The organism is Mycobacterium fragae, from assembly GCF_002102185.1.
Classification (GTDB): Bacteria; Actinomycetota; Actinomycetes; order Mycobacteriales; family Mycobacteriaceae; genus Mycobacterium; species Mycobacterium fragae.
In genome coordinates this window covers 72,968-89,563 of sequence record NZ_LQOW01000005.1, presented here as the reverse complement: position 1 = coordinate 89,563, position 16,596 = coordinate 72,968, and the positions used below count along the sequence as shown (strand labels likewise).

The 16,596-nt window shown below is 66.2% G+C and carries 17 protein-coding genes; 14 read left to right on the top strand and 3 right to left on the bottom strand.

The genetic code is table 11. The features are described from left to right. Window position 1 precedes the first annotated feature (1 nt). Together AWC06_RS03110 and AWC06_RS03105 are read left to right on the top strand one after the other, a co-directional pair. Window positions 2-406, top strand: a complete 405-nt coding sequence (locus tag AWC06_RS03110) for a prepilin peptidase (RefSeq protein ID WP_372458141.1) — start codon at window positions 2-4, stop codon at window positions 404-406. A 62-nt stretch (window positions 407-468) separates the two neighbouring features. Beyond that, window positions 469-885 (top strand): hypothetical protein, encoded by a 417-nt coding sequence (locus tag AWC06_RS03105; RefSeq protein ID WP_139819884.1) that lies wholly within the window; start codon window positions 469-471, stop codon window positions 883-885. A 69-nt stretch (window positions 886-954) separates the two neighbouring features. Here the strand turns inward: AWC06_RS03105 and AWC06_RS03100 are convergent, their stop codons facing one another. After that, window positions 955-4,155, bottom strand: a complete 3,201-nt coding sequence (locus AWC06_RS03100) for an AAA family ATPase (protein ID WP_227371078.1) — start codon at window positions 4,153-4,155, stop codon at window positions 955-957. Between the two features lie 124 nt (window positions 4,156-4,279). Here AWC06_RS03100 and aroC point away from each other — a divergent pair, with 124 nt between their 5' ends. From aroC to aroQ, 4 genes are read left to right on the top strand one after another with little or no spacing between them, the layout of a single operon-like run. Further along, on the top strand, window positions 4,280-5,485 hold the full coding sequence (gene aroC / locus AWC06_RS03095; RefSeq protein WP_139819883.1) for a chorismate synthase: 1,206 nt from the start codon (window positions 4,280-4,282) through the stop codon (window positions 5,483-5,485). Then, window positions 5,485-6,009 carry a shikimate kinase gene (locus AWC06_RS03090; RefSeq protein ID WP_085194278.1) on the top strand — a complete coding sequence of 175 codons (525 nt, stop codon included), beginning with the start codon at window positions 5,485-5,487 and terminating at the stop codon, window positions 6,007-6,009. Before aroC ends, AWC06_RS03090 begins: the two co-directional genes overlap by 1 nt. Beyond that, window positions 6,006-7,094 carry a 3-dehydroquinate synthase gene (gene aroB, locus AWC06_RS03085; protein ID WP_085194276.1) on the top strand — a complete coding sequence of 363 codons (1,089 nt, stop codon included), beginning with the start codon at window positions 6,006-6,008 and terminating at the stop codon, window positions 7,092-7,094. The genes AWC06_RS03090 and aroB overlap by 4 nt, the downstream gene beginning before the upstream one ends. After that, window positions 7,091-7,525 (top strand): type II 3-dehydroquinate dehydratase, encoded by a 435-nt coding sequence (gene aroQ, locus AWC06_RS03080; protein WP_085194274.1) that lies wholly within the window; start codon window positions 7,091-7,093, stop codon window positions 7,523-7,525. Before aroB ends, aroQ begins: the two co-directional genes overlap by 4 nt. Here the strand turns inward: aroQ and AWC06_RS03075 are convergent. Continuing rightward, the gene (locus AWC06_RS03075; RefSeq protein ID WP_169715279.1) at window positions 7,516-8,289 is read right to left on the bottom strand and encodes a B-4DMT family transporter; all 774 of its coding nucleotides are present in this window, start codon (window positions 8,287-8,289) and stop codon (window positions 7,516-7,518) included. The two genes, aroQ and AWC06_RS03075, sit on opposite strands and share 10 nt — an antisense overlap. Window positions 8,290-8,322: 33 nt before the next feature. On the opposite strand from AWC06_RS03075, the gene AWC06_RS03070 reads away from it, so the two are divergent. The 6 genes from AWC06_RS03070 to AWC06_RS03045 all read left to right on the top strand — a co-directional run bounded on the left by AWC06_RS03070 (window position 8,323) and on the right by AWC06_RS03045 (window position 14,438). Continuing rightward, a complete protein-coding gene (locus tag AWC06_RS03070) occupies window positions 8,323-9,417 on the top strand; it encodes a M24 family metallopeptidase (protein ID WP_085194272.1) in 1,095 nt (364 codons plus the stop codon). 14 nt (window positions 9,418-9,431) lie between these two features. After that, window positions 9,432-9,989, top strand: a complete 558-nt coding sequence (gene efp / locus AWC06_RS03065) for an elongation factor P (protein ID WP_085194270.1) — start codon at window positions 9,432-9,434, stop codon at window positions 9,987-9,989. A gap of 2 nt (window positions 9,990-9,991) precedes the next feature. After that, a complete protein-coding gene (gene nusB, locus AWC06_RS03060; RefSeq protein WP_085194267.1) occupies window positions 9,992-10,486 on the top strand; it encodes a transcription antitermination factor NusB in 495 nt (164 codons plus the stop codon). After that, entirely contained in the window at window positions 10,483-10,863 is a 381-nt protein-coding gene (locus AWC06_RS03055) for an antitermination protein NusB (RefSeq protein ID WP_085194265.1), read from the top strand. Before nusB ends, AWC06_RS03055 begins: the two co-directional genes overlap by 4 nt. Before the next feature lie 130 nt (window positions 10,864-10,993). Continuing rightward, complete coding sequence (locus AWC06_RS03050; protein ID WP_085194263.1) at window positions 10,994-13,792, top strand: aminotransferase class I/II-fold pyridoxal phosphate-dependent enzyme; 2,799 nt, start codon at window positions 10,994-10,996, stop codon at window positions 13,790-13,792. Between the two features lie 61 nt (window positions 13,793-13,853). Further along, entirely contained in the window at window positions 13,854-14,438 is a 585-nt protein-coding gene (locus AWC06_RS03045; protein ID WP_085194261.1) for a hemerythrin domain-containing protein, read from the top strand. A 49-nt stretch (window positions 14,439-14,487) separates the two neighbouring features. On the opposite strand, the gene AWC06_RS03040 is transcribed toward AWC06_RS03045, so the two are convergent. Further along, window positions 14,488-15,381: a manganese catalase family protein gene (locus AWC06_RS03040; RefSeq protein ID WP_085194259.1), complete on the bottom strand. Its 894-nt coding sequence runs from the start codon at window positions 15,379-15,381 to the stop codon at window positions 14,488-14,490. Window positions 15,382-15,634: 253 nt separating this feature from the next. Here AWC06_RS03040 and AWC06_RS03035 point away from each other — a divergent pair, with 253 nt between their 5' ends. Further along, window positions 15,635-16,372, top strand: coding sequence for a GntR family transcriptional regulator (locus AWC06_RS03035; protein ID WP_085194257.1), 738 nt, complete (start codon window positions 15,635-15,637; stop codon window positions 16,370-16,372). Further along, window positions 16,369-16,596 (top strand): 4Fe-4S dicluster domain-containing protein, encoded by a 228-nt coding sequence (locus AWC06_RS03030; RefSeq protein ID WP_085194255.1) that lies wholly within the window; start codon window positions 16,369-16,371, stop codon window positions 16,594-16,596. The genes AWC06_RS03035 and AWC06_RS03030 overlap by 4 nt, the downstream gene beginning before the upstream one ends.

The following is a 16,596-nucleotide window of genomic DNA, read 5'->3' as shown; positions in this document are numbered from 1 at the left end:
CGTGGGGGCGGGGATCGCGATGCTGTGGATGGCCGCGTTGGCCGGCTACGACATTCGGCAACGCCGGCTGCCCAACTGGTTGACGTTGCCGGGGGCCGCCGCGGTGACGGCGTCTGCCTGTTTGGCCGGCCGCGGTTTGCCTGCCGTCGCCGGGGCGATGGCGCTGGGCGGGGTGTATTTGGCGGTGCATCTGGTTTCGCCGACGGCGATGGGCGCGGGGGATGTGAAGTTGGCGCTCGGCCTCGGCGCGTTGACCGGTTGCTTCGGTGTCGGCGCGTGGTTTCTGGCTGCGGCTGGCGCGCCGTTGTTGACCGCGGTGATCGGTGTCCTCCGGGGCGGTGGCAGCGTGCCGCACGGGCCATCGATGTGCCTGGCGAGCGCGATGGCCGTTGCGCTGGGTTGTTGACTGGCAGCTTCTGGCAGCCCCGACGCTGGAGCTGGCAGTGGATCCGCCGCACGATCGGGGACATGACAGGCACATCGATCTCAAATAGTTCCCGTCGAACCGACGATCTCCGCTGGCGATCCATCCGCGCCGACCTGGGCTTCTGGAGCGTTGCGGGCGCCGTCGTCGCCATCTTGAGCGGACCGCTCAGTATCTGGTGGAGCGTGCCGCGTGCGGTCCTCCTCGTCGGTGGGGTGTCGTTCCTCGTCGGCGGTGTCGGCCTGCTATTCGGTTTGAACCGGGTCCGTCCGACATCCCGGGGGCTGGTGTGGGCCTTCGGCCTGTCCAACCTTCTGCTCGCGCCGATCGTGTGGACGGCAGCCTCCATAGGCGTGCTTCCGTTGAGCGTGGGGGGTCAATGGGCGCTGGCCACCGTTGGCGTCGTCGCGCTTGTTCTGGGAGTCTGGCAGCTCACTACGTTGCCGCGGCACGCTTACTGAGGCCCAGCGTTCGCCCGGCCCCAAGCCAGGCGTGGAAAGAGGGGAACAGGACGGCGTGAGCGACGACAGTCATGACATCGCCCCGGCCCGCTCCATGTGCCCTTCGAAGTCAAGTGATCTCGCCATGTCGCGATAGCGCTTCACGAATTTTCCGTATGCCTGGTCGTCGTCGCGGGCGCGAGCGAACAGCGCACGTAGCCGCAGCAGCGCCAGCTCATATAGCACGAACCCCGGCTCGCTCGGACAGGCTGCGAGCCTCTCGATGGCGGCCTGCGCTTGCTGCAGATCTTGCTTGCTTCCGCGGCGTAGCAATGATTCCACCAGCACGGTCCATGCCGGGCCTCGGAAGAAGACTTCGTTGCTGTCGAGAAGGTGCCCGACGGTTGCCTCGGCGATCTCGATCGCTGCGCCCAGATCTCCAGCGTTTGCGATGCATTCTGCGGTCTGGATATCGGCCATCGTCACCGTAAGCAGGTCCGCGTGCCGGGATGCTTGCTGACGTCCCTTCGCCAGTAACTCCATACCGGAGGCCCAGTCGCCGCCAGGCACACGAACCAGCATGATGCCGTGCGCGACTCGCGCCCACGCCAGTGAAACGTCGTCGCCGGATCGCTCGGCGGTCCTAAGTGAATCGGCTGTGTGCCCGATCACCGCCGCATCAGGGATCAGGGCGCCGTTCATCACTGGGACCACATAGCCGTATGTGGTGACGACAATCTGGGTAAAACGCTGCACCTCGCGAGCCATCGCGAGCCCAGCTGTCAGGTCGTCGCGCCAACCCCGACGTCCCAGGCTGCAATTGGCGAGACTTCGGAGGGTCATCGTCCAGGCAAGCGGTGATTCGAAGAAGAAATTGCCCATCGTGATTCGGCCATCGGCCAGCTCGATTACCCGCTCGATCAGCGGTAGTGTATTGGTGATCTCACCGGCCTCCAACTTGGCATGCGTCGCGGTGTTGAGCAGCCCAACGATCAGCGCGGGATCACCAATGGACTCCAGCATGCGGACGTATTCCGTTGCAAGCGTTCGTAATTGGTGCAGCTCATGGTTGAGAGTCATCGACACAAGCACTCCCGACATGCCCATCACCAACGACATCTGGTCACCAGCCGCACCGCAGAGGTCGCGCAGCTCATTGAGGCCCGCTTCGGCAAACCCGCCACCTCCGGCGCGCCAGGCGTAGCCACAGATCAGGGTTCGCGGGCCGATGCGCATCGACGTTCGGTCCGGATCGTCGTCCGGCAATCGGTCGGCGACCTCCCGGGCCCGTAACCAACTCGCTCGTGCCGCGCGGACGTCGCGGTCCGTCAGCCACGTCGCGGCCCGCATGTGCCAACCCCACGCCGCGCGCAAATCGCCTGCAGCCTCCAGGTGTGTGGCGATCAGCGCCGCATTCTCCTCCACGGCCGACGGATCGCGCTGTTGGATCGCCGTCGCTACCCGCTGGTGCAACAGCGAGCGGTCCGACCTCAGTTGCGATTCATAGGCCACCGCGCGGATCAACGGGTGATCGAAGGCGTACTCGGCTCGCGGGGAAACCGTTACCTGATCGAGAAGTTCTGCATCGACAAGCTCCGCAAGCGCCACATCCTCGTCGACGCACGCGAGCAGGTCGGCCTCGAACCGGGAGCCGATCACCGCTGCGGCATTCAATGTGCGTTTGGCGGCCCCGCCGAGACGGTCGATGCGTGCGGCAATGGTGGCCTGCACGGTGGCGGGCACATGGACCTCAGCCACGTCCGCACTGGAGGTATAGCCGCCGCGGTCGCCCTCGAGCACTCCGCGCTCGCCGAGTTCGCGCACCATTTCTTGGATGAAGAACGGGTTGCCGGCGGCACGGCCCGCAACGGTGGTTTTGATCGCCGCGACCGACGCATCGGATCCTAATAAGTCGGCGAGCAGCTGGTTCGTTTCTGCTTCAGTCAGCGGTGTGAGCGAAATCGTCTGCGTACCTGTGACATTGGCCAGCGCACCTTCGTACTCCGGGCGATACGTGATCAACACCAACGAACGCGTCCGGGCAATGGCTGAAACGAAGTCGCTGAACATCGACTCGCTCACCTCGTCGATCCAATGCACGTCTTCGATGACGTAAATGGCGGGCTCGCTACGCGCCTGCGCCAGGGAATTGATCAGGGCAGTCAACCGCCGCCGCCGGGCGTCGGGATCGATGGTTGGCAATGCCACTTCGGGGTCGCGTATGCCCACCAGGTCATATAGCAGCAGAACATCCTCTTCGCCAGCATCGGGCAGCTGGTCATTCACCCGTCGGCGCGCCGCCTCGTCACCGAGATCGGTGATCCCTGCGGCCTCACGCAGCAGTCGCGCCACCGCATGAAACGGCACGTCGCTGGTATGCGACTCGCAAAAGGTGAAAAATACATCGACACCGCGGCCGATCGCGAATCGCACTGCCTCACCGACAAGCCGGGTCTTACCGATCCCGGCTGGCCCCGCGACACACACCACAGCACCGTGACCGGCGGCGGCGCGATCCAAAAGGCCAGCCAGCGTGGTCAACTCCAAGTCGCGGCCGACCAACGCCGCTTGCCCGGAGCCGGCGAGTTCGCGCTGCCCGGCGATGCCCAATAGTTGGCGCGCGGGCACTGGACGATGACCTCCTTTGATGGGAGCCATCTCCAGGTCACCCAGCATCGCAGTCTTCTCGACGAGTCGAGCCGTGGACTCGCTGAGCGTAACCCCGCCCGGTGGCGCAACCGATTCCATCCGTTGCGCCATGCCGACCTGCTCACCGATGGTGGTGTAACCGAAAGAGCCTGAACCGATCTCACCGGCTATCACCTGACCGGAGTTGAGTCCGACGCGTAGCATGAGGTCCACGCCATCGCAGCCTTGCACGTCGACGGCGAGCCGCTTGGCCTCCTGCTGAACACCCAATGCAGCCAGACACCCGCGAAGGGCGTGATCCTCCAAGGCCGTCGGTGCGCCGAACACCGCCATGATGCCGTCGCCGGTGAACTTGTCGACGGTTCCGCCATAACGCCGCACCACCGCCGCGCAGCGATCGGCGAGGTCGGCCATGATCTCGCGCAGCCGCTCGGCACCCACCGACGCTGCGATGTCCATGGAATGCACCACATCGGCGAACAACACGGTGACTTGCTTGTACTCCGCCGATCGCCTGACCTGAGTGATGGGAGCACCGCACTCGTTACAGAACTTGGACTTTGGCGACAGTTCGGTGCCGCATGACCCACAGACCAGCCCCGTCGCGGTCAGTCCGTCGCCACCATCGCCGCTGGGAGCCACGTCAGTATCGTTTCATCGTTGGTCAACGATGTCCTTCATATCGCGGTGCCGAACCCTGCGAGCGCGCTCACGCAAACCTGAGCGTTCGCCCGGCTCCCCGGCCACTCGTGGGAAGATGGGACACGTGTTGCGATGGACCACTGCCGGTGAATCCCACGGCCGCGCGCTGGTGGCCGTGCTGGAAGGCATGGTCGCCGGTGTGGCCGTCACCTCCGAGGACATCGCCGCCCAGCTGGCTCGCCGTCGGCTTGGGTACGGCCGCGGCGCCCGGATGAAGTTCGAGCGCGACCAGGTCACCGTGCTGGCCGGGGTGCGGCACGGCATCACGCTGGGCGGACCGATCGCCGTCGAGATCGCCAACACCGAATGGCCGAAGTGGGAGGCCGTCATGGCGGCCGACCCGGTCGATCCGGCCGAACTCGACGTCGCGCGTAACGCCCCGTTGACCCGGCCGCGGCCCGGCCACGCCGACTACGCCGGCATGCTCAAGTACGGATTCGACGACGCCCGCCCGGTTTTGGAGCGCGCCAGTGCCCGCGAGACCGCCGCCCGTGTCGCCGCCGGGACGGTCGCACGGCTGTTCCTGCGGCAGGCGCTCGGCGTCGAGGTGCTCTCCCATGTCGTGTCCATCGGCGAGTCGGCCCGCTACGACGGTCCGCCGCCGCGTTCCGAGGACCTGCCCGCGATCGACGCCAGCCCGGTTCGCGCGTTCGATAAGGCCACTGAGAAGTCCATGATTGCCGAGATCGAAGCCGCCAAGAAGGACGGCGACACCCTGGGCGGCGTCGTGGAGGCCGTCGCGGTGGGCCTGCCGGTCGGTTTGGGCTCGTTCACCAGCGGCGAGAACCGGCTGGACAGCCAGCTCGCCGCGGCGGTGATGGGCATCCAGGCGATCAAAGGCGTGGAGATCGGCGACGGGTTTGAGACCGCACGCCGGCGCGGCAGCCGCGCACACGACGAGATGCATCCCGGGCCGGACGGCGTTGCCCGCTCGACCAACCGGGCCGGCGGGCTGGAAGGCGGTATGACCAACGGCCAGCCGTTGCGGGTGCGCGCGGCGATGAAGCCCATATCCACCGTGCCCCGGGCCCTGGCCACCGTCGACATGGCGACCGGCGACGAGGCCGTCGCGATCAACCAGCGCTCCGATGTGTGCGCGGTGCCGGCCGCCGGCGTGGTTGTCGAGACCATGGTTGCCCTGGTGCTGGCCCGCGCCGTGCTGGAGAAGTTCGGCGGCGATTCGCTGGCCGAAACCCGCCGCAACATCGAGGCTTATCGGCGTGCGGTCGCCGACCGCGAACCGGCCACCGAAGTCCGGGTATCGGGGTAATGGCACCCAAGGCCGTACTCGTGGGGCTGCCGGGGTCGGGTAAGTCCACGATCGGGCGACGGCTGGCCAAGGCGCTCGGTGTCGACATGCTGGACACCGACGCGGCGATCGAACAGCGCACCGGACGCAGCATCGCCGAGATCTTCGCCACCGACGGGGAGACGGAATTCCGCCGGATCGAGGAAGAAGTGGTCCGCACCGCGCTGGCCGAACACAACGGAGTGCTGTCGTTGGGCGGTGGCGCCGTCACCAGTCCCGGTGTGCGCGCGGCACTGGCCGGACACACCGTCGTCTTCCTGGAGATCAGCGCCGCCGAAGGGGTGCGCCGCACCGGCGGCAACACCGTGCGGCCGCTGCTGACCGGTGACGACCGCGCCGAGAAATTCCGCGAGCTGATGTCGCAGCGGGTGCCGCTATACCGGCGCGTGGCCACCATCCGGGTCAACACCAATCGCCGCAATCCGGGAGCCGTCGTCCGCCACATCGTGTCGCGGCTGCAGGCACAGGTCGAGGCGGCCAAATGACGAACGCCGCCCCTCCGGTCACCGTGGAGGTGGCCGTCGACCCGCCCTACCCGGTGCTGATCGGGCGCGCCGTGCTGGCCGAGCTCGACGAATTGCTCGCCGGGCGCCACCGGGTCGCTATCCTGCACCAGCCGGCGCTGGCGGCGACCGCGGAGCTGGTCCGAAAGCGCCTGGCCGACAAAGGTGTTGACGCACACCGCATCGAAATCCCGGACGCCGAGGCCGGCAAGGATCTGCCCGTCGTCGGGTTCATCTGGGAAGTGTTGGGCCGCATCGGCGTTGGCCGCAAAGACGCCCTGGTCAGTCTGGGCGGTGGGGCGGCCACCGACGTCGCCGGTTTCGCCGCGGCGACGTGGATGCGGGGAGTTTCGATCGTGCACGTGCCCACCACGCTGCTGGGCATGGTCGACGCGGCGATCGGCGGCAAGACCGGGATCAACACCGACGCCGGCAAAAACCTGGTCGGCGCGTTCCACCAGCCGATCGCGGTGCTCGTCGACCTGGACACCCTGAAAACCTTGCCGCACAACGAGATCGTGGCCGGGATGGCCGAAGTCGTGAAGGCGGGGTTCATCGCCGACCCGGTGATCCTCGATCTCATCGAAGCCGATCCGCGGGCGGCGCTGGACCCTGCCGGCGAGGTGCTGCCGGAATTGATCCGCCGCGCGGTAACCGTCAAGGCCGAAGTGGTCGCCGCCGACGAGAAGGAGTCGCAGCTGCGCGAAATCCTCAACTACGGCCACACTTTGGGCCACGCGATCGAACGCCGGGAGCGCTATCAGTGGCGGCACGGCGCCGCGGTGTCGGTGGGCCTGGTGTTCGCCGCCGAGTTAGGCCGGCTGACCGGCCGGCTCGACGACGCCACCGCCGACCGGCATCGCAGCATCCTGACGTCGCTGGGCTTGCCGGTCGGCTACGACGCCGACGCATTGCCGCAGCTGCTGGAGTACATGGCCGGCGACAAGAAGACCCGGTCGGGCGTGCTGCGGTTCGTGGTTCTCGACGGGCTGGCCAAGCCGGGCCGGCTGGAAGGGCCCGACCCGTCGCTGCTTGCCGCAGCCTACGCGGAGGTCGCCGCCCAGTGACAACCGTCAACGTCATCAACGGGCCGAATCTCGGCCGGCTTGGCCGCCGCGAGCCGGAAGTCTACGGCGATACCACCCATGACGATCTGGTGGAGATGATCGAACGTGAGGGCGCCCAGCTCGGATTGAAAATCGCTGTGCGGCAGAGTGACAGCGAGGCGCAGCTGTTGGACTGGATTCATGTGGCCGCCGACGCGAACCAACCTGTGATCCTCAACGCCGGCGGGCTGACGCACACATCAGTGGCACTGCGCGACGCTTGCACCGAGCTGCGCGCACCCTTGATCGAGGTGCACATTTCCAATGTGTATGCGCGCGAGGAGTTTCGGCACCGCTCGTATTTGAGCTCCGTCGCCACCGGGGTGATCGTCGGACTCGGCGTGCAGGGCTACCTGTTGGCCCTGCGCTATTTGGCCAGCGTCTACGCCTGATCTTCGTCCGATTTGCCTGCCCGCCGGCCGAACCGCCTCGGTTTGGCTTGCGTCGGCGCCTCCTGGGTTGCTTCGCCCTCCGTCGGGATGGCCTCGGTGGGCTCCGCGCTCCCGCGGGCCGGAACCTCCTGGGTCGTCTCCTCGCTGTAGGCCGGGGCGGCTTCCGTCGTCTCCTCGCTGTAAGCGGTTGCCGCACCATGGTCTTCACGCTGCGCCGTCGCCACCGGCGAGCGCTGTTCCTCGCCCCAGCCGCCGCCCTCGCGGGCCGCCTCATCGGAGCGCACGGCAGCGAACACGTCCGTGTCGACGCGGTCCTCGTCACCGCCGCGCTGCGGGGCATATTCACCCTTGCGGTCGATGAGGTAGCGGCCGACCGTGACTCCGGCGATCCCGGCGAGGAACACCACCAGCGCGGTGAAGGCCGCGAACGTGGTGATCTCGTTGATCAGCCCGCCGACATACATTGCGCTGTCGACCAGCCCAACCAGCCATGCCACCAGGCCGCTGACAATCCCGGCCACCAGGCCGGCCAGCAGCCACGTCATCGCCAGGTCGCCGCGGCGATCCGGATCCGGTTGTGCCCGCGCGTCGGCGCGGCCGTCGATCACACCCCACGCCGCGACACCGGCGATGAACAAAACCAGCAGCACAATGCTGATCAACGCGGCTTGCGTCTGGAACGCGTTGATCAGGGCTCCCTGAAAGACGCGGACAACGACCATCGCAGCGGCGAGTACCAGCCCGCGCAGCATCCAGTTAGTCATGGGGCCTCAGCGTAGCGAGTACCGTCAGCGAACGTGACACATTCCCACCGTCGAGCCGCTCTCAGCACGCAGATCTGCTCCGCGGGGTTGGACGCGATGCTGGTCACCGACCTGGTCAACGTGCGCTATCTATCCGGTTTCACCGGCTCTAACGCGGCCCTGCTGGTGTTCGCCGACGACCGGGCCCCGGTGCTGGCCACCGACGGTCGGTACCGCACCCAGGCTGCCCGCCAAGCACCCGATCTGGAACTGGCCATCGAGCGGGCCTGCGGGCGCCACCTGGTCGCGCGGGCCGCGTCCGCCGGCGCGCAGCGGCTGGGCTTCGAGAGCCATGTGGTCACCGTGGACGGATTCGACGCGCTCTCTGGGGAGGCCGGTGACACCGAGTTGGTCCGAGCGTCGCAGACGGTGGAAGCGTTGCGCGAGGTCAAGGACGCCGGCGAAGTGGCGCTGCTGCGGCTGGCATGCGAGGCGGCCGACGCCGCGCTCACCGACTTGATCGAGCGCGGCGGGCTGCGTCCCGGCCGAACCGAACGTGAGGTCGGCCGCGAGTTGGAGTCGCTGATGCTCGACCACGGCGCCGACGGCGTGTCGTTCGAGACGATCGTTGCCGCCGGGGCGAATTCGGCGATTCCTCATCACCGGCCCACCGATGCGGTGCTTGCGGCGGGCGACTTCGTCAAGATCGACTTCGGTGCCCTGGTCGGCGGCTATCACTCCGATATGACCCGAACGTTCGTGCTGGGCAAGGCCGCCGATTGGCAGCGGGATATCTATCAGTTGGTCAGCGACGCGCAACGCGCCGGCCGCGATGCGCTGCAGGCGGGAGCGGTGCTGGCCGACGTAGATGCAGAAGCGCGCCGCGTCATCGTCGACGCCGGCCACGGCGAGCATTTCGGCCACGGCCTCGGTCATGGGGTGGGGCTGCAGATCCACGAAGCGCCGGGAATCAATGCTTCGGCCGCCGGTACACTACTGGCGGGCTCCGTGGTGACCGTGGAGCCCGGCGTCTATTTGCCCGACCGCGGCGGCGTCCGCATCGAGGACACGCTCGTCGTTCCCGACGAAACCTCCGGGCACGCACCGGAATTGCTCACCCGGTTCCCCAAGGAACTGGCCATCCTGTAGGAGATTGCGCGACTGTGGCAACGACTGCCGACTTCAAGAACGGGCTCGTGCTGGTGATAGACGGCCAGCTGTGGCAGATCGTCGAGTTCCAGCACGTCAAACCCGGCAAGGGCCCGGCGTTTGTGCGTACCAAGCTGAAGAACGTGCTGTCGGGCAAGGTCGTCGACAAGACGTTCAACGCCGGGGTGAAGGTAGACACCGCCACGGTGGACCGGCGCGACACCACATATCTCTACCGCGACGGGGCGGACTTCGTGTTCATGGACAGCCAGGATTACGAGCAGCACCACCTGCCTGAGTCGCTGGTCGGCGACGCGGCCAAGTTCCTGCTGGATGGCATGCCGGTGCAGGTTGCGTTCCACAACGGCAGCCCGCTGTACCTCGAGCTGCCGGTGACCGTCGAGCTGGAGGTCACCCACACCGAGCCGGGTCTGCAGGGCGACCGGTCCAGCGCCGGCACCAAACCGGCGACGCTGCAGACCGGGGCCCAGATCAACGTGCCCCTGTTCATCAACACCGGTGACAAGCTCAAGGTGGACACCCGCGACGGCAGCTACTTGGGCCGTGCCTGACGATGGCTGAGGCCAAGCCGGCAAGGTCTGTTAAGGGTAGGCACCAGGCCCGCAAGCGTGCGGTGGACTTGTTGTTCGAGGCCGAGGCCCGCGGGTTGACTCCGGCCGAAGCGGCCGAGGCGCGTAGCGCGCTGGCTGAGGCGAAGCCCGATGTGACACCGCTGAATCCCTACACGGTGACGGTGGCTCGCGGGGTCAGCGAGCACGCGGCTCATATCGACGAGCTGATCGCGTCGCATCTGCAGGGCTGGACGCTGGATCGACTGCCCGCCGTGGACCGGGCCATCCTGCGGGTCGCGGTGTGGGAGCTGCTGCATGCCGACGACGTGCCGGAGCCGGTCGCCGTCGACGAGGCGGTGCAGCTGGCCAAGGAGCTGTCCACCGACGACTCGCCCGGCTTCGTCAACGGGGTGCTGGGCCAGATCATGTTGGTGACGCCGCAGATCCGCGCCGCCGCTGCTGCAGTACAAGCAGCGGCACGCGAAGAGCCGTCATGACCCGGCTGGAGTTACGCGTCGTCATCGCCGGCGTGCTGGCGGCGACGGTGGTGCTGGGCGCAGTCATGTGCGCGGCGTACGGGCAGGCGGTGATCGCGGCGGCGCTGGCGATCTACGGCTTGGGCGTCGGGGCTTTTCTGTACTACTCGATCGAGCGCTACGTGCTGGCCCGGCGGATCAGCACGGTCCGTTCGGCGGCAAGGCCGTTTCAGCCATTGCTTCCGGTGATGGCCGCGATCATGGGGTTGACGCAGGCCGTGGTTCGGTCGCTGTCCGATGTCACCGAGGTGGGGCCTCGGCGCTGGGACCTGCCTGTGCGGCGGTGGATGGAGATCACCCGCGGGCGCACGAGAGGTGACGACGACCTCGAGGGCTGAGCCGTTGGCGGCGTCCACCAACGCCGAATGTGCACTCAGGGCGAAAAATCGCGGGGAATTTCGCCTTGAGTGCACGCTCGTCGGGCCTTAAATGCCCCCACGCCACTCTGCGGAGGGACACACTGGCGGTATGGACCGCGACGGCAAACGCCCGAGACGGCTTCGGGTTTCTGCGCTGGCGGCGGTGGCCAACCCGTCGTACTCGCGAATCGACACCTGGAATCTGCTCGATGACGCGTGCCATCAACTCGCCGTGCTCGACCGTGCCGGGCTGGACACCACCCGCGAAGTCGCCCGGGTCAAGCGCCTGATCAATCGTCTTAGCGCCTACGAGCGCTATTGGTTGTATCCGGGTGCGGAGAACCTAAAGGCATTCCGCGACCGTCTGGACAACATGGCCACTATCGGCCTGGCCGACCAGGTGTCGCTGGCGGTGCGGCTGCTGTCCGAATACGGCGACCGCGCGGCGCTCTTTGACACGTCGAGCTCGCTGGCAGATCAGGAGCTTGTGGCGCGCGCCAAAGAACAGCAGTTCTACACCGTTCTGCTCGGCGATGATTCCCCGGCCTCGGCGCCGGAGAGCCTGGCCGACTGCCTGCGCGCGCTTCGCGATCCGGCCGACGATGTCCAGTTCGAGCTGCTGGTGGTGACGAGCGTCGAGGACGCCATCACGGCGGTCGCGCTGAACGGCGAGATTCAGGCGGCGATCATCCGGCACGACCTGCCGCTGCGGTCCAAAGACCGGGTGCCGTTGATGAACACATTGCTCGGGGCCAAAGAGCAAGTGGCCACCGATCGCACCCACGACTGGGTGGAATGCGGGGAGTGGATCCGTGAACTGCGCCCCACCATCGACCTTTACCTGCTCACCGACGAGTCGATCGCCGCCGAAACCGAGGACGAGCCGGACGTCTACGACCGCACGTTCTACCGGCTCAACGACGTCACCGACCTGCACAGCACGGTGCTCGCCGGCATCCGAAACCGGTTCGCCACACCGTTTTTCGATGCCTTACGCGCCTACGCCGCGCGGCCGGCAGGCCAATTCCACGCGCTGCCCGTCGCGCGTGGCGCCAGCATCTTCAATTCCAAGTCGCTACACGACATGGGTGATTTCTACGGCCGCAACATCTTCATGGCCGAGACATCGTCGACATCGGGCGGGTTGGACTCGCTGCTGGACCCGCACGGCACGATCCGGGCCGCGATGGACAAAGCCGCGGTGACCTGGAACGCCAATCAGACCTACTTCGTCACCAACGGGACATCGACCGCCAACAAGATCGTCGTGCAGGCCCTCACCCGGCCCGGTGACATTGTGCTCATCGACCGCAATTGCCATAAGTCCCACCACTACGGGCTGGTGCTGGCCGGGGCGTATCCGATGTATCTGGACGCCTACCCGCTCGAGTCGTTCGCGATCTACGGAGCGGTGTCGCTGGAGACGATCAAGAAGGCGCTGCTCGACCTGGAGGCGGCCGGGCAGCTGGACCGGGTGCGCATGCTGCTGCTCACCAATTGCACGTTCGACGGCGTCGTCTACAACCCGCGCCGCGTCATGGAGGAGGTGCTGGCGATCAAGCCGGACATCTGCTTCTTATGGGACGAGGCCTGGTACGCGTTCGCAACCGCAGTGCCGTGGGCCCGGCAGCGCACGGCGATGATCGCCGCAGAGCAAATCGAATCGATGCTGTCGTCCAAGGCCTATGCCGAGGAGTACCGGAATTGGCGGGCCTCGATGGAGGGTGTCGAGCGCGGCGAATGGGTCAAGCACCGGCTGCTTCCCGACCCCACCCGCGCCCGGATCCGCGTGTACGCGACACATTCCACCCACAAATCGCTCTCGGCGTTGCGGCAGGCGTCGATGATCCACATCCGCGACCAGGACTTCAAAGCGCTCACCCGCGACGCGTTCGGTGAGGCGTTTCTGACCCACACCTCGACCTCGCCGAACCAGCAACTGCTCGCCTCGTTGGACCTGGCGCGGCGCCAGGTCGACATCGAGGGGTTTGAGATGGTGCGCTACGTCTATGACATGGCGCTGGTGTTCCGTCACCGGGTTCGCAAGGACCGGCTCATCAGCAAGTGGTTTCGCATCCTCGACGAGTCGGACCTGGTGCCCGACGAGTTTCGGGGATCGACGGTCAGCTCCTACCGACAGGTCAGGCAGGGCGCCCTGGCCGAGTGGAACGAGGCGTGGCGGTCGGATCAGTTCGTGCTCGACCCGACGCGGGTGACGTTGTTCGTCGGCAAGACCGGAATGACGGGATACGAGTTCCGCGAGAAGATCTTGATGGACCGGTTCGGGATCCAGATCAACAAGACCTCGATCAACAGCGTGCTGCTGATCTTCACGATCGGCGTGACCTGGTCGAGCGTGCACTACCTGCTCGACGCGCTGCGCCGGGTGGCCGACGATTTCGAGCACGGCCACTGCGCGGCCAGTAAAGACGATCGCGTCCTGCAACAGCGCAGGGTCGAAGAGATCACCGAAGACCTACCGCCGCTGCCGGACTTCAGCGAATTCGACGTCGCGTTTCGTCCGGACCCCGCCTGTTCGTTCGGCGACATGCGGTCGGCGTTCTATGCCGGGTATGAGGACTCTGACCGTGAACATTTCCCGCTGGGCGCTGCGGGTCGACGGCTTGCCGACGGAAAGCCCTTGGTGTCGACGACTTTCGTGGTTCCCTACCCGCCCGGGTTCCCCGTGCTGGTGCCGGGACAGATGATCTCCAAGGAGATCCTCTACTTCCTGGCCGAGATCGATGTCAAGGAAATTCACGGGTATAACCCCGACCTGGGGTTGTCCATCTTCACCGAGGCGGCGCTGGCGCGGATGGCCTCCGCGAGACGTGCTGTTGCCGAGGCAGGTGGGAACGGCAAGGCGTCGGAGGTGGCGGTGGCGACCACCCGCGCCGTGATCGGATGAGGGGTTCAGCCGCCTGCGATCCGGGTATGCCCAACGGACCGCTAACCGAAGGGCTCCACGTATGGACGCTTTGACGTTTCTTCGCCAGGACCACAAGAGCGTGCTGGGCATGTTGGAGGTGCTGGACTCCGCGCCGTCGGGCTCCGGGGCCGAGACCAGCGGCTTGCACACGATGGTGACCAGTCTGGTCATCGCCGAGTCGCAACATGAAGCCATCGAGGAACAGCTCTTCTGGCCTGCGGTGCGCAAGGCGCTCGACGACGGTGATGCGCTCGCCGACAAAGCGATCAGTCAGGAGCAGGACGGCAAGAAGCTGTTGCAGCGCCTGGAAAACGGCAAGCTCCGTGACTCGGCCTACCACGACGCACTTCAACAATTTGTCCAAGCCGCTCGGGAACACATCGCCTATGAGCAGGACGTCGTGTGGCCACAGTTTGAAGCCGCGGTCAGTCGCGAGCAGCTGGAAAAGCTCGGCGCGAGGCTCGAGCAGGCAAAGAAGATCGCGCCCACCCGCCCGCACCCCGGCACTCCGCCGAGTCCCGCGGTGCTCAAGACGATGGGCATGGTCGCCGCGATCGTCGACCACGTGCGCGACGCATTCTCCGGTCGCGCGGCTGACAACCCGCCGGATCCACAGATCCACTGAAGCGAACGGCCGGCGCCCAAATTCTCGACGCCGGCCGTCATGCTGTCGATTATGTTGTGGGCATGTGCTGTTCGTGAGTGAACGGCTTCTCCGCCTCAACGGCTGGTGAGCCCGTCGGATTCTTTTCGGCACCTGTGTTCTGCCGGATCTTGGTGCCCAGCCACTGTTCTTCGGGCTTCTCGACGTACTTCCACTTCATGCCCTCCGGCCATGGGCCTTGGCCCTGGTTCCAGGGTCCGCGCACCGACTCGCCGCCGTTGGACATGTTGAACGCGACGTTTTGGAACCGCGGATCACCAGCCAGCGTTCCGGGTGGGAAGTTGACCGGAAGTTCATTGAGCGCGGCGCTGAACTGCTGGTAGTGAGCGACCTCGCGAGTCATCAGGAAGGTTAGCGTGTCCTGCACGCCGGGATCATCGGTGAACTGCTTGAGGTATTCGTACACGATTTTCGCCCTGGACTCGGCGGCCAGATTGTTGCGCAGGTCAACCGTCGGATCGCCGTTGGCGTCGATGAAGGCACCCGTCCAGTTGTTGCCCGCGGAGTCCTTGGCATCCGGTCCGCCGCCGCTGAGCACGAAGAACAGCGGGCTCACCGAGACTTGGTGAATCGCCTGTTCGCGGCCGTCGGCGCTGGCCACTGCGGGCATCCAATCACACCGCTGGTGAGCGAGCTTGAGGTCGTCGTTGAGCCCGTCGAGCAGCATGGTGATCATCGACCCCACCATTTCGAGGTGGCTGAGCTCCTCGGTGGCGATGTCCATGAACAGGTCGTACATTTTGGGATTCTTCTCCCGCAGCACGAACGCCTGGATGAAGTACTGCAACGCGGCCGTGAGTTCGCCGTTGGCGCCACCGAACTGCTCCATCAGTAGCGACGCGAAGCGTGGATCGGGCTGGCCGACTCGGACCTCGAATTGAAGATCTTTGTTATGGACGAACATTTGCTCCCCCTCCCGGGGCTGTAGAACTGACGCAAGTCTCGCTGGATACCCGTGGGTTGTGTCGCCAAACCTGAACTTCCGCTCACCGGGATCGGAAACGCCGCCGGTTGTCCGGAGGTGGCGCAATACCCAGCCGGTGGCCGGCTTTCGGCTGGTTGCCACGGAGTCCAGAGCGGCGCAATGCGCTGCTCCAGCGCACTGTCCCGAGATTCGGTAAGCCGAGCTGCGGTGCGGGCGGCGTTAGCGTGTCGGCGTGGCCGTAACGTTGCACATTCGCCAGGGTCGCGCTGACCGCGCGCGGCAGGTCGCCGATGTGCTGCGCCATCAGATCCACGCCGGCGGCTACGATGACGGGCTGCCCGGCGAACCGGAATTGGCTGCCGAATTCTTCGTCTCCCGCAACACAATTCGCGCAGCGCTGAAGGCCCTGAAGGACGAGGGGCTGATCGACCGCGGGCCGAAGGTGGGCACGCACGTTGCGCAACGCAAATACGATCACGGGCTCGACGCGCTGCTGGGGCTGAAGGAAACCTTCAAAAGCTACGGCGAAGTCCACAACGAAGTGCGCGCGGCGATGACGGTGGCCGCTCCGCCGTCGGTCGCGCAGCGGCTGCGGCTGGAGCCCGGAGAGCAGGTGGTGTTCGTCGAACGGCTTCGCTACCTCGCCGGCTTGCCGTTGAGCCTCGACCTGACCTATCTGGCACCGGATATCGGCGCCGAGATCCTGGCGCATCCACTGGAAAGCAACGACGTGTTCGCGCTGATCGAGCAGGTCAGTGGGCATCGGCTGGGCTCGGCATCGTTGGCGCTGGAAGCCATTCCCGCCGACCCGCATTCCGCGGCGGCACTTCAGGTTCCCGACGGGGCAGCGCTGTGGATGTTGGAGCGGCTGACCAGTCTGGACGATGGCAGACCCGTTGACCTGGAATATATCCGGATGCGCGGTGATCGAATCACCATGCGCGGCAGCATGATAAGGAGCGCACCATGACGCTGGTCAACCACCGTGTCGACGTCCCGGTGACAATCGACGAGTCGCTGTGCATCGACGGTTGCACGCTGTGCGTCGAGATCTGCCCACTGGACTCACTGGCCATCAACCCCGACACCGGGAAGGCCTTCATGCATGTCGATGAATGCTGGTACTGCGGGCCATGCGCCGCCCGCTGCCCGACGGGCGCGGTGACCGTCAACATGCCCTACCTGATCCGCTGA